12 protein-coding genes are annotated in these 12,861 nt (G+C 58.2%); 7 read left to right on the plus strand and 5 right to left on the minus strand.

Annotation, left to right across the window (positions count from 1 at the left end):
* The 3 genes from R6U20_RS01895 to R6U20_RS01905 form a co-directional block, all read left to right on the plus strand.
* Window positions 1–205: hypothetical protein (locus R6U20_RS01895; RefSeq protein WP_410336179.1), on the plus strand; the 205-nt coding region annotated here is incomplete at its 5' end.
* Between the two features lie 476 nt (window positions 206–681).
* Window positions 682–1,065, plus strand: a complete 384-nt coding sequence (locus R6U20_RS01900) for a hypothetical protein (RefSeq protein ID WP_410336180.1) — start codon at window positions 682–684, stop codon at window positions 1,063–1,065.
* Window positions 1,066–1,269: 204 nt separating this feature from the next.
* A complete protein-coding gene (locus R6U20_RS01905; RefSeq protein ID WP_410336190.1) occupies window positions 1,270–1,665 on the plus strand; it encodes a hypothetical protein in 396 nt (131 codons plus the stop codon).
* A gap of 75 nt (window positions 1,666–1,740) precedes the next feature.
* On the opposite strand, the gene R6U20_RS01910 is transcribed toward R6U20_RS01905, so the two are convergent.
* Together R6U20_RS01910 and R6U20_RS01915 are read right to left on the minus strand one after the other, a co-directional pair.
* Entirely contained in the window at window positions 1,741–2,763 is a 1,023-nt protein-coding gene (locus tag R6U20_RS01910) for a rhomboid family intramembrane serine protease (protein ID WP_410336181.1), read from the minus strand.
* Between the two features lie 103 nt (window positions 2,764–2,866).
* Entirely contained in the window at window positions 2,867–3,568 is a 702-nt protein-coding gene (locus tag R6U20_RS01915; RefSeq protein ID WP_410336182.1) for a rhomboid family intramembrane serine protease, read from the minus strand.
* 147 nt (window positions 3,569–3,715) lie between these two features.
* Between R6U20_RS01915 and R6U20_RS01920 the strand changes: the two genes are divergently transcribed.
* From R6U20_RS01920 to R6U20_RS01935, 4 genes are all read left to right on the plus strand, one after another.
* Entirely contained in the window at window positions 3,716–4,495 is a 780-nt protein-coding gene (locus R6U20_RS01920; RefSeq protein WP_410336183.1) for a UDP-2,3-diacylglucosamine diphosphatase, read from the plus strand.
* Window positions 4,496–4,561: 66 nt separating this feature from the next.
* Window positions 4,562–6,994 carry a penicillin-binding protein 1A gene (locus R6U20_RS01925; protein ID WP_410336184.1) on the plus strand — a complete coding sequence of 811 codons (2,433 nt, stop codon included), beginning with the start codon at window positions 4,562–4,564 and terminating at the stop codon, window positions 6,992–6,994.
* A gap of 489 nt (window positions 6,995–7,483) precedes the next feature.
* Window positions 7,484–8,026 carry a hypothetical protein gene (locus R6U20_RS01930; RefSeq protein WP_410336185.1) on the plus strand — a complete coding sequence of 181 codons (543 nt, stop codon included), beginning with the start codon at window positions 7,484–7,486 and terminating at the stop codon, window positions 8,024–8,026.
* A gap of 188 nt (window positions 8,027–8,214) precedes the next feature.
* A complete protein-coding gene (locus R6U20_RS01935; protein WP_410336186.1) occupies window positions 8,215–9,315 on the plus strand; it encodes a glycosyltransferase family 4 protein in 1,101 nt (366 codons plus the stop codon).
* A 9-nt stretch (window positions 9,316–9,324) separates the two neighbouring features.
* Here R6U20_RS01935 and R6U20_RS01940 read toward each other — a convergent pair whose 3' ends face one another.
* From R6U20_RS01940 to R6U20_RS01950, 3 genes are all read right to left on the minus strand, one after another.
* Window positions 9,325–10,758 (minus strand): carotenoid oxygenase family protein, encoded by a 1,434-nt coding sequence (locus R6U20_RS01940; RefSeq protein ID WP_410336187.1) that lies wholly within the window; start codon window positions 10,756–10,758, stop codon window positions 9,325–9,327.
* Between the two features lie 226 nt (window positions 10,759–10,984).
* Window positions 10,985–11,551, minus strand: a complete 567-nt coding sequence (locus R6U20_RS01945; RefSeq protein ID WP_410336188.1) for a retron system putative HNH endonuclease — start codon at window positions 11,549–11,551, stop codon at window positions 10,985–10,987.
* Window positions 11,508–12,861: AAA family ATPase (locus R6U20_RS01950; RefSeq protein WP_410336189.1), on the minus strand; the 1,354-nt coding region annotated here is incomplete at its 5' end. The genes R6U20_RS01950 and R6U20_RS01945, both read right to left, overlap by 44 nt.

Here is a 12,861-nt window from a genome sequence, read left to right on the forward strand (position 1 = left end):
TTTCTATACCGGAGATATCGGGAACCTTGACGATGAAGGATTTTTAAAAATTACCGACCGTAAAAAAGAAATGTTTAAAACTTCGGGAGGTAAATATATTGCTCCCCAGGTTATTGAAAATAAGTTGAAAGAATCACCCCCGGATGCGGGGGTCCGCAAGGGCAAATGCTTGCGCGAGAAGCGATTGCGAAGGGCCGTGGTCTGAGAGCAAACTCGCGTTCTCTGCTGCCACGTACCGGTAGTGACCGGCTTTCCCCGCATTCTCCGAGTCGTCGAAAGTGGTCATGCCAAGTGCGTCAGCAAGAGTTGCTTCTACGTAACACGATGGAAGCGTAGGCGTCCCACGTGTGACAATGTTGCGTGCGACTGCCAAGATAGGATCTGCACCTTCATCTGGTTCTGGCATATGCCTCCATTGGACAGTGAAGGCACATGCACGATGGAGCACGTCTTCCCAGTGAACAACAGGTGATGTTAGCCCCCTGAGGTAGCTCTGTATAGCCTGTAGTTGATATCCAGCGCGGTGATGCGTTTGAGACATGGAGTAGGTCAACTGCAAGGAGAAGTTGGAGCGAAAAGATTTGTCTGTCTTGACAACTTAACTGTTCGAGCCTTCCATCTGCAAGGCGATTCGACTTTTTTGCTGGCCACTTGCTACCCGACTTGTCCGAGTAAACGACGATGCCAAACACGACTCACCCGAACGATCTCCTCAACCCCCAGGAGCAGAGGAGATACCAGTCATGCTCCCATTGCGTCAAAGCCAGCGGTGCTACACCCCGACCAGACTTTGACATTGAAAGACGCCGTGCCTTCGGGGTCGATGCCACCCAAGCGCCTCCTGATCTCTCTGGGGAGGCGGACGGCTACTCCCGCGTAGACTTTTATCTTGAGCAGATTATCGATCTCTACGAGACGCTTACCGAGTTGGGCGTCTCCTACTGGGTGAGGGATGGCTTTTACGCGAAGCAGAAGGTCTTCGATGCGGTGACGGGGTTGGGCGGCGATCTTATCACGCGGCTCCGCTCGGATGCGAATCTGCGCTACTTGTGTACTGGTCCTTGAAGCAAAAGCCCTGGCCGGCCCAAGCAGTACGACGGCAAAATTGACTGGGACGACCCCGGCGAACTCCGGCGCCGGTTCGACGAGGTGGGGCGTCTTCCAGGTCAGCCGTAGGTTCGGATCCTTACCACGGTAGCCAACAGCCCGCACTTTGGGCGCGATCTCCGCGTCGTACTTCTGCTCGGCCCAGATGGAGAGGAACAGGTCATTTTAGCCTACACCGATACCAGTCAACCCGCTGGCGAGGTGGTCCGGTACTACCACCCACGCTACCAGATTGAGTTTGTCATTCGCGATGCCAAGCAGCCCACGGGAATCACGCACTGCCAAGCCCGCAGCCAGGAGAAGCTCGACTTCCATCTGAACATGCCGGTGGCCACAGTGAACTTGCTTCGGCTCTTGGCCCACAAGAGCGCGTGTTCGAAGCGGACTTACCGCCGTCTCAACCTGCACGGACTATTGACACTGCCCTCTATTGGTGTGTCACACGTCAATGGTTGGGTAGCGCACGCGAATGAATGTCATGGAAGTCTACAAGGGATCCCGGATCAGCGGCGCCAGGGGCGCCTTGCCTGTCCTGAACTCGATTCAGGATCTGGATGACTATAAAGTGGGAGCCCATGCGTTAAAATGGGGGTCCATGCGTTACCCTATGAATCATCTGTGACACAGCACTACCTACGACTGACTCGCCTCGTAAAGAATGCGTTTCTCCTCTTCGCTGAGGGAGTCGTATCCCTTCTCACTGATCTTGTCGAGGATACGGTCCACCTCATCGGTGTTGCCGGAGGGGGTCGAGGACGACCGTTCGCTGCGTTGCGAGGAGCGACGGCCTGAGGACTCCTTAATGTCTGTCGAGGAGCCGGACGACGAGGAGCCGGCTTTCGGATCGCCGCCCAGCCACATCTCCAGGCGATCGAGCAGGCCTATTTGAGGCTTTGAGGACGAGCGTCCGCTGTGCGAAGAGCGGCTGCGTCGGCCTCTGGACGAGCGGTCCTCAAAGAAGACGCGCGCCCACGAGGTTACGTCGATGCCGCGCTGCCCGGCACGAGCACACAGAAATCCCGCCAGCGCCCCGCCCCAGTGGGCAGTTACGGCTACGCCCGACGACGAGAGTGCGAGCAGCGCATCAATGGCCAGGAAGCCCAGCACCAGGTAGAGCAGCTTCACGGTGCCCAGGAAAATGAGGGCCACCTTCTTGTAGGGGTAGAGAATGGCGACAGCCATAATGACGCCCAGCACGGCCCCGCTGGCCCCGTGGATCACGCTGTCGAAGAATAGCAAGCCGAGCAGAAGCGAGAGCACGCCGCCGCCCAGTCCGCCAAGGATGTACAGCGCCAGGAGCTCGTGGGGCCCATGCATGCGCTCGAACTCCTTACCAATCCAGTACAGCCAGAGCATGTTGAATGCGATGTGCAGCAGCCCAAAGAGGCCCGCCCCCAGGTGCAGGAAGTTGTAGGTAAGGAGTTGCCACGGCATGAGTACGGCGCCCGGCCACTCGGTATTGAGCGCCAGCACATTGTACACAAACCCATTTACGGGCTCGATCCATCGCAAAAACTGCCATGCCACATACAGCACGACGTTAATTGCGATGAGTGTGCGCAGCGCAACGGGTTGACGGCTATACCACGATTGAAACTGGTTCACGGCAGCAAGGTGGCCATTGGGATGCCAGAATGGATGGAAAAGCAGCGGCATGCCGCTCGGGCCTGCCGCTGCATAGCGTGTATACCCCGAACCCAGACCAAGGTTTTACAGCACGAGGCGTGCTGAACCGACAACGGCGGGGGATTGAAGAATGTTACCACCGCATCACGCGGTTGGGACGGGTGGGCAGTTTGCCACGCCAGTACTGAATCAGGAAAAAGCCGAATACCATACCGCCCAAGTGGGCAAAGTTGGCCACGCCGGCCTGCGTGCCCGAAATCCCCGTGTACAGCTCAAACACGCCGAGTCCAATGACGAGCCATTTGGCTTTGATGGGAAACAGGAAGTAGAGGTAGATGGGCTGGTTCGGAAACATCATGCCGAACGCCAGGAGCACGCCGTACACACCGCCCGAGGCCCCAATCGTGGGCACAGGGCTACTCACAAAGAGCAGATGCGTAAGGGCTGCGCCCACCACGCATACGAAGTAAAACGTAAGGAAGCGCTCCGAGCCCCACTTGTTTTCGATCTGCACCCCGAACATCCAAAGGATGAACATATTGAAGAGGATGTGCGGGAAATTGCCGTGCAGAAAGCTATACGTAACGAGTTGCCACGGCCAAAAACCGGGCACCTCGCCCTGGAAAAAGAGCGTCACGCCCTGGTCTGGCGCGCCCGGCGGATACAGCGCCATGTAGTTGAGTACTGTGGTAAGAGCGGCATCGGTAGAGAGCGTGGCCTCGGCCACCATCTGCGCCATAAACAGCAGCCCGTTTAAGATCAGCAGGTTCTTGATAACGGGCGGAAATACCGAAAACTGCTGCGGGGGGCGGTAGTAGTCTTGTCGTTGATTCATCAAGAGCCAGGGCCAAGCGAACGATCAGCGAGCGCGCAGCGATGTAAGAGATACATCATTCTGTCTGTACCGCCACAGTCCGCGCAAGGTTCGACACGGGATGCACAGGTATCTCGGCCTCTACTCTCTTCCGAATGCATCGACGATGTGATTCTTTTTGTGTCCGACATGCACTTAGGACGCGGCCCCGCCTCGGCCGACCGCGAGCAGGAGCGGGCCCTCATCGATTGCCTGCACGCGCACGCCAACGAGGCTACGCACCTGTATCTGCTCGGCGATGTGTTCGAGGCATATATTGAACACCGGGCCTACATCCCCAAACAGGGCATCCGCCTGATGGGCGAATTGGCGCGGTGGACTGCCCGCGGCCAACCGGTGTGTTATCTGCACGGCAACCACGACCCGTGGCACCTCGACTTTATGGATCGCGAGCTGGGCGTGCGTGTGGTCGAGGGACCATGGATGGCACATCACTACGGACAGCATATTCATCTGGCGCATGGCGACCGCGTGGCCTCTACCCATGGGCGATTAGGGCAATGGATGCGAGAGGCCATGCATCACCGTGGGGCCGTGGCCGCGTACCGAACGCTGCTCCCAGCCGACTGGGGGCTGGCCGCTGCACAATGGGTGAGTCGTTGCCTGCATGGTCCTGCCGATCAGGCGGTGGTGCAAGCCCTGCGCACTCATGCCGAGCATAGGCTTCGTACAACCTCTGCCCACGCTGTGCTCATGGGTCACAGCCACGTGCCTGAACTGCACGAGCACGACTATGGTGTTTATCTAAATACCGGCAACTGGTACGAAAAGCGGACGTTTGTTCGTTTGACTGCCGACCGGTGGATGCTCATGAAGTGGAACGGAACCGAGGCTCACCCAATTAGAACGGCTCCGGTGGATGCATCCACCGAACACGCAGGATCGTAATGCGACCCCTGCGATGCTACCGGCACGCGCTGCCATCGAGGCTGCTCGGCGGTGCGCTCATTGCACATGTACCTTCCCGAATGCGGACGCTTCATGTCAGATCAGTGGTCGTTTTCCGACGGCGAACTCCAAGAGTACTTCGACGATCCGGACGCGCGCAAACCGCAGCACGATTCTGCTGAAGGCGGCACGCCCTCTGCATCCCCCCAAGACGTTCCTGATGAGGACGCCCCGCCCAACCCCGAATCCGACTCGGAAGCGGTGTCGTGGACGGGCTGGGCCGGGCGCTGGATTGATGATCCGAGCATCGCGCAAGCGGCGTCGGTGGTAGGCGTCATTGCCGGAATTGGACTGGTCGGACTTCTTGCTCTTGTCATCCTGTTTGCGGCGCTTCGGTCCGACATCCCTTCCACGCAGCGTCTTGAAAACCCCTCGGTCGATCTGGCTACGGTGGCGTACACAGCCGACGGTGAGGAGTTGGCTCGCTATGCGCGGCAGAACCGGTCCTGGATGCCGTATGACAGCATCAACACGTCGGCAGTCAATGCGCTCGTGGCGACAGAAGATCATCGCTTCCGCCGCCATTGGGGGGTAGACTTGCAGGGTGTAGCTGCGGCGGCATTTAGCACGCTTACTGGCGATCTGCGCGGGGCTTCAACCATCTCGCAGCAACTGGCTCGCAACTTATACGACGAAGAAGTCGGACGCGAGATCACCATTCTGCGAAAGGTGCGCGAGATGATTACCGCTGTAGAGCTGGAGCAGCGCTACACCAAAACAGAAATCGTTGAGATGTACCTGAACACGGTAAGCTTCGGCTCCAATTCATTTGGCATTGAGGCGGCAGCGCGCACGTACTTCGGCAAATCGGCGAGCGAGCTTACGGTGCCCGAGGCGGCAACGCTTATCGGATTACTGAAAGGCACCACATACTACAACCCGGTGCGGAATCCCAAACATGCCCGCGATCGCCGCAACGTGGTAATGGGCCAGATGGCCAAGTACGGCATGATCTCCGACGAGGAACTGGCCGACTACCAAAACGAGCCGGTTGACGCGCGCTATCACTCTGCGGAACTCTACGCCAGCCTGGCGCCCTACTTTGCCGAGCACGTGCGTACCGAACTCCAGCGCATGACACGCGACCCTGAGCACCCACTGAACGCCTACGATATGTACGGCGACGGCTTGCGTGTGTACACGACCCTCGACAGCCAGATGCAAGAAGAGGCACAAGGATCCATCAGTACACAGATGGAGCGCCTGCAGGCCGTGGTCGACTACGAGTGGAGCAATGAGCGGTCGGGGGTTCTAAGCCGCGAGTTTGAGGAATACATGGAGCTCACTGCCGGAGACGATTATGAACCGTTCTCGTATTTCTGGTCGTCGAATACCAACCTCGTTAACGAGTACATCCGCGATACGCCGCATTATGACCGGTTAGTTGATGACGGATATGCAGACGAGGAGGCGCTCGACGAACTCCGTGCCAATGAGACTTTTGTGGATTCGCTGCGCACGCTGCGCACCCAGTTGGAAGCTGGCCTCGTATCGATGGATCCACGCACCGGACAGGTGAAGGCCTGGGTGGGCGGACGTGACTTTCGGAGCGAAAAGTATGACAAGGTCAGTATTGCCCGTCGCCAGCCGGGCTCCACCTTCAAGCCGTTTACCTACACTGCCGCCATCGACAACGGCTACTCGCCCTATGACACCTTCATCGACAGCACGTTCGTGTACGAAGATGTCGGGGCCGATACCACCTGGAGCCCAAACAACTTCAGCGGATACAGCGGTCAGGAGCTTACCATGACCCAGGCGCTGGCGCGCTCGCTGAACACGATTACCGCACGCATTGCCCTGGAGATTGGGCCCAGCACCATCGTCCAGTATGCTCGCCGCATGGGCATCACCAGCCCAATGGAGGCTGTGCCTGCCATTGCTCTGGGCACGAGCAACACCACTCTGCTCGAAATGGTAAATGCTTACGGCACGCTGGCTAACGGTGGACTGCGCTACACGCCGCAGACGATCTCGCGGGTCGAAGATCGGTTCGGTAACGTGCTGTGGGAGGCCAACACAGCGCCGCAAGAGGCGCTATCTGAACGCACTGCGTACACGGTCGTCGATATGATGCGCGGTGTGATCGACTTTGGCACCGCTCAGCGCATCCGCACGCAGTTCGATTTGGGCGACTACGACCTCGCTGGCAAAACCGGAACCACCCAGCGCGGAGCCGACGGCTGGTTCATCATGATGCATCCTGACCTGATAACCGGAGCTTGGGTCGGGTTCAACGACCAACGCATTACCTTCCGCTCCACAACCTGGGGACAGGGCGGACGCAATGCGCTCTTCCTGGTCGGCGATTACACCCGCCGCATCGCTGACATCGAAGATAGCCCGCTCACCAAGGATGCCACATTCCCTCTGGAAGAATACGCCTCCGATGAGTCTCCCGACGATGAGGATGAAGACGATGATCGTTTCGGATGGTAAGTCAATTGGCCTTTGGCCCCGTGCGGGGGGAGGGACGGACGAATGGGTCGAGGGATCGACGGTGTACTCTTCCCCCTCTCCACACGTCCCCCACACACCAACGACGCATGCAGTTGGGGTAAGTCGTAGTCTGAACCCAAATGAAGGCGGCCTTACATCATGCAGAGTCCTGCTTAATCACCGTTCGATGTAAAACGCCTTGCACCTCTATGCTTTGTATCGTAATATTTGGCCTACCCGCCGCTAAAATGTGAACGGCGGCGGCCTCGCTTCGTTAGTGCGAACCACACGCGCTGTGTATAGCTTTATTTGTTACATAACACGTGTAACCACAGTGGCCCTGGCGCTCCCTATGCATACACAAGCACACGCTGCTTTGTATGCTGCTCATCCATGCACATTGCAGTGTGGATGAACGTGAATGCCAAATGGCAGAATTGCGCCTGTGCCCTGTTTTCCTATCACCCATTTACCCGATTATAAGGACCCGTGGACATCCAATCGCGCACCGTAGATATTCCTCGCAAGGAGCGCACAACAAAGAGCGACGACCCGGTAGCTGTGTGGCCCCTTATTGAGGCCGCCCTCGATAAGATTGAGGCCGACGAGCCCACACGCGAAGCCGCCGAAGCAGCCATCGAATACAGTGATGGATGCGCCGTGCTGGCCAACTACCTGAATAGCCAGGCGAAACGCGTACACAAAATGGACTACCGATTCAAAGTCCCGCTTTTGGTGCTCGGCGCTGAACTGGCCCGCGAAGACGATGGGGCTGAAACCATCTACGATCCGGAAGAGGGCGCTATCTACTTCGAGACCGACGACCACCAGTTCTCGTTTCATGTCTATAAAGACTGGACCGTTGACTGGGAGCAAGTGGCCGACTACGTCGAATCCGGCTACGAATGGATTGGCGTAGACAACCAGGTCTGGGCGCTCGACTGGCTCATGGATTATCTCGAAGTGCCTACCGATCAATACATGGTCGACGATGGCGACGATGATGATACCGAGCACTTCAGTCGCATCTAATGATCTAATCATTGTACGCGTGATCATTGTACGCGTGATCATTGTACGCGTGTGCCCGGATGCGCCAATGGCGCATCCGACAAGCACCAAATCTACCCACCAAGTGGGCGTAATCCTGTCGCACGGCGGCGTATAACAACCGATATTTGCAGTCCCTTGGTTTTCTCCTTGAGTCTGCATCGGTTGATATGAGACGTGTGATTGGGTGTAACGCAACCTACGGCGTGGGCGGCATCGGTCAGCATCTGGCCCACATGGTCGAGGAAAGCCGCGCTGCCGGCGTGCTTGGGGGCTACCTGGTGCCCGAGGGCAAGCCCGGCGACGCGCAGGCCCAGTCTGTGTCGTCTCCGTGGTGGATGCGCTATGTGCACGCCTGCCCGCCCATTCGGTGGTCACCATCCTGGCGCAATCACCTGAGCAACGAGGCCTACGACCGTGCCCTGGCCGCCGCGCTCCCAGCAGATGGTACCGCGTATATGGGATTCGTAGGGAAGTCGCTACGTACGTTCCGTGCCGCGCAGTCTGCCGGATACGACCGTCTTGAGCTCGTTGCAGCCAACAGCCATATTGATAATGTGGCTGCCCAGCACGAGCGCGCCGCGACCCAAACCGGCATCCGCGACACCTGGCTAAACGCATCCCAGCAGCGCAAAACCCGCGCTGAGTACGACGCGGCCGATGCCATCTACGTGCACTCCGAGTACGTGCGCCAATCCTTTTTGGATGCCGGTTTTCCCGCATCCAAACTCATCCGCACTCATCTGCAGCCCGCCCCGCGCTTCCAGCCGCCGGAGGCTCGTCCCGACGATAAATCCTTTCACGTGGTGTACGTAGGCCGCCTCGACGCTACGAAAGGCCTCCCACTTCTGATCGATGCGTTTGCGCAATGGCCACATCCGAATGCCCACCTGACGCTAGTAGGTGGCTGGGCTACCCCGGTCATGCGACGCTACATGCAGGCCGCACTGCGCGCTGACCCACGCATCACTGTAGCTCCTGGCGATCCGCTCCCCACGCTGCACACTGCTGACGTGTTTGTGCATCCAAGCTTTGAAGACGGATTCGGCTACGCGCCTGCTGAAGCACTGGCCTGTGGCGTGCCTGTGATTGCGACTGAAGACACGGGCATGGCCGAGTCCATTACCGACGGCGCAAACGGATACGTGGTGCCGACCGGGGACACGGATGCGCTCATCGAGCGGCTTGATGCGGTTGCGACCCACCCACTGGCCACGACCGCCTCGCTCTGGCCCGAACAAGCAACACATCCGGTGCCTGCTGTCAACTAATGAAGCTGGCTATCGGTGGAGGCCCTGAAGCGGAGCGTCTGCATCCAGAAACTGCCCATGAAAGCTCAGCGGAATGGCCTGGGGCGCAGGTGCACGAGCGATTTCGGTGAAGGACTCCGCATCCAACACCAGTAAGAACGAGCGCTCTGCTTCCGCATCCAGCACCACCGAGAGCACGATGCCGTCGTCTTCCGCATTAGACCCAGGAGCCGCTGCGAAAATCGGCTCGCTGGGGAAGCAGCCGTCCGCGTACCAGTGCTGGGCGCTGCCCGTGGTCATGTCGATTTTGACGAGCTCGTCGGTGAAGTGCCCGGGCGTGCGGTTGCCGGTGCCGTACACGTAGCGATACGGCTGTCCGTTGCACGCGGCATAGTGGATGCGGGGCACCTCGATACCCGTGTCGCTAAGGCGCTCGCGGGTGGCCGTGTGCTGCTTCAGATTGACACGCAGGCGCTCGGGACGCGCCATCTCCACGTCGTCCCAGCCGCTGCGCAGCGCATCCAGATACATGCGGTCTACGATGGTGGCATCGGGATACGCGGCCATGTCGATGCAGAGCGCATCGCCGTCGTCGAACGCATTGATGTGGTGAAACGCGAACATCGGGTCGGTGGACACGGTCGTGACGTGCGTGCCGGTATCGCGTTCAAACACATGAATTTGCGTGCCCCGCTCGGGCTGCCACTCAAAGTTCTCGATGAACGGGGTGCCGCTTAGCAGGACATCCAGCGGGTCGAGCACCAGCGGAAATGCCACCAGCGCCAGGTAGCGCTCGGTCATCGCAAAGCTGTGCATGTACGACGGACGCCGCACCGCATGTGTGCCCAGCTCTTTTCGCGTGGCCGTGGCTGCATCCAGGCGGTACAGGCGGTAGGTGCTCGTGGGCTTCGAGAAATCGACCACGTAGCTGTAGAGCGTGCCATCGGGTAGGCGGTGGGGATGCGCGGTGGTAAGCGGTCCACTGAGCGAGTCGTCGTAGTCCACCACACCCAGCGTGTCAAGCGTATGCGGATCGAAACGCACCGGCAGCGGCGTCTCCGTCAGCGCGACCCAGTCCCCGGCCAGCCGGTGGATGCTCACGTTGGCATTGTCGGTGAGCTGCGGACGAAAGACCGTCATCACGCGCTCAAACAGCGAACGGCACGGGTCTGTCGCAAACGCCGACTGCGTGATGCGGCCTTCCGCTTCGGCCTCGGTGTAGGCGCTGCTTTGCAGAAAGCGGCTTCGGTAGGATACGCCGGCCTCGGTGATCGTGAAGGCGTGCAGCAGCGCAAGTCCATCGAACCAGTGGTTGTAGGTCTCGCCCTCGACCTCGAAGCGTCCGGGTCCGTTGCGCACAAGCGTGCCGCGCAGCCACGGCGGCAGCGTACCCCGCACCGGAAGCGCATGCGACTCGGGGTGCTCATTTGCAGTCGTGAGGCCAAGGGCGTAGGGGGCAGGCATAGATGCAGAGCGAAACGGAAGGCGCAGTGAGGAGGTGTCCAGCACAGAAATATGCAGGCGCTATGGTGCTGCACGGAGCAGGTCAGGGTCGGTTTCAGAACTACACGAGAGCGTATCAGCTATTTTGCTGTTGGATATATTCCAGCCGCTGAATGTGATCCTCAAGAGCTTGTTTAATCACCGAATAGAACGGAGTTATTTCAGAGCCACTTTCCCGTTTCAATCGTCAAAGTCGAATCTTAGCTTCGCGAGATGAGAGCGAGTAGTTTGGTCCGAGAGTGCCTTGCACAGCGCTGCGCCGGTATGAGCGAAGGGTTTTGTGATTCAAGTTGAGTTGTCGAATCGTTGTTTGAGCTGCTATGTCGTCGTCAGATGTAGCCTCAACGGATCCATCTTCGTTATAGCAAAACCGCTGTTCACAACGTTGCGAGAGCGGCGATACAAACAGGGCCTCATCTTTGGGGGACGGCCACGCATCTTTGCAAATAGCCCCATAGGGGGTGTCTGATTCTGAATTGGGTCCTGGATAGCACGCCACCATATTGGTGTAGCTGACTTCTTCGTCAGGCGTGCAATGCGTTTGCGCTTTCAGATGCTCAATGTGGCTATTATGCTCCCAGCTGCGCTGTTCGGTGTATGCATCAATGCGACCTTGTTCATCGAGAAGCGCCTGCTGTATTGTAGCACGAAGATCCGAGTCAATGAGGGTGTATCCAAAGTTGGGATCGTTGCTGTATTGGATACGCCACTCAGTAAGGTCCGTCGGTTCGGCGGCTTTCTGGATCTGCTTCATCGGCCAGAGAACGGAGATTCATAATGCTCGCTTCAAGGCGCACAACGTCGGGATCATCGCCGTGGAGTAAGTCGCGAAGCTCTTCAAGCTGTTGACGTGCCGTCTCAAGATCACCCGCATGAAGTGCATTTTCAACGCGCTTGATTTGAGCTTTTGCATCGGGAGGCCGCTCTGGTGTATCCATGAGCGACTCTAAGATCCAGTTGCTGTCGAGCCCATATGCCTGTTGGGAGCGGTGCACCTGAATCCCTTGAGGAGTGCGCTTCAGATGCATAAGTGCGGAGGGCTCCACTTCGCTGATGATTTGGGGAGAGTGCGTCGTCGTGATAAACTGGACCCGTGGAAACGTGCGCCGCAGGTCCTGCACAATATGACGTTGCCACGTTGGGTGTAAGTGCAAGTCGAGTTCGTCAATGAGCACAACGCCGGGAGTTTCATCCAACGCGCTCTCTCCCAAGTGAGGGTTTAAACGCGCCATCCGCGTGGCCAGGTCGCCGACGAGTGTGAGCGTTGTGCGCTGTCCATCACTCAGGTAGTCCAGCGGATAGACTTCGTTGTTCTTAAACACAACAACCACTTCCTCACGTTGGGGGGAATAGCGCAGGTCCGTTGCACCTTCTACCATCTGCGTGATTGCTGTGCGCACAAGGCGATACAATGTAGAAGAGCTTCCCTCTTCCCACGCGATGAGGCTTTGGCGTTTCATCCAAGCCTCCAACGCTTTGGTGTCGAGTCGCTTGTCGATGCAATCGCGATAGCCAACAAAGCGCGACAGATGCTTTTTGTCTGGCGTTGTCTTGCGGCGTTGTGTGCGGCGTGGTTCAAGGCACAACCGAGACGTGCTATAGTACGCCAGTACGGGGAGTGTAGCGTTGTCTCCTTCTCGCACGCGCCGGTCGGCTGCTTCAGCGCATTCCCGAATAGGTGCGGCATCTTTGCGCGTTGTTTTGCCATTGGGGCCATTCAGCGATCGGCTCCATTCGAGCACAGATTCGTCTTGACGCGTCCCGTCAGTGGAAACCGTTCCACACGCTTCAACGGTGACCGGCCACTGCTCTTCAAAGGTGAAATCGCCGGCATCGAAGGCGCGCCCCACCATACGCACATCATCGTTACGGATCCCAACGGCATGCCGGTCCCTGATCCCCAAAAACCAGCTTGCAACTGCAATGCGCACCGCTTTGAGCAGCGCACTCTTCCCGACCCCGTTTTCACCAATCAGCACATTGAAATAGGGATCAAACTGAAATTCATGCTCATCAAAACAGCGAAAGTTTTGGGCGCGGAGCGTGTCAATGCGCATGACAACC

It is taken from the genome of Longimonas sp. (assembly GCF_046498435.1).
GTDB lineage: Bacteria > Bacteroidota > Rhodothermia > Rhodothermales > Salinibacteraceae > Longimonas.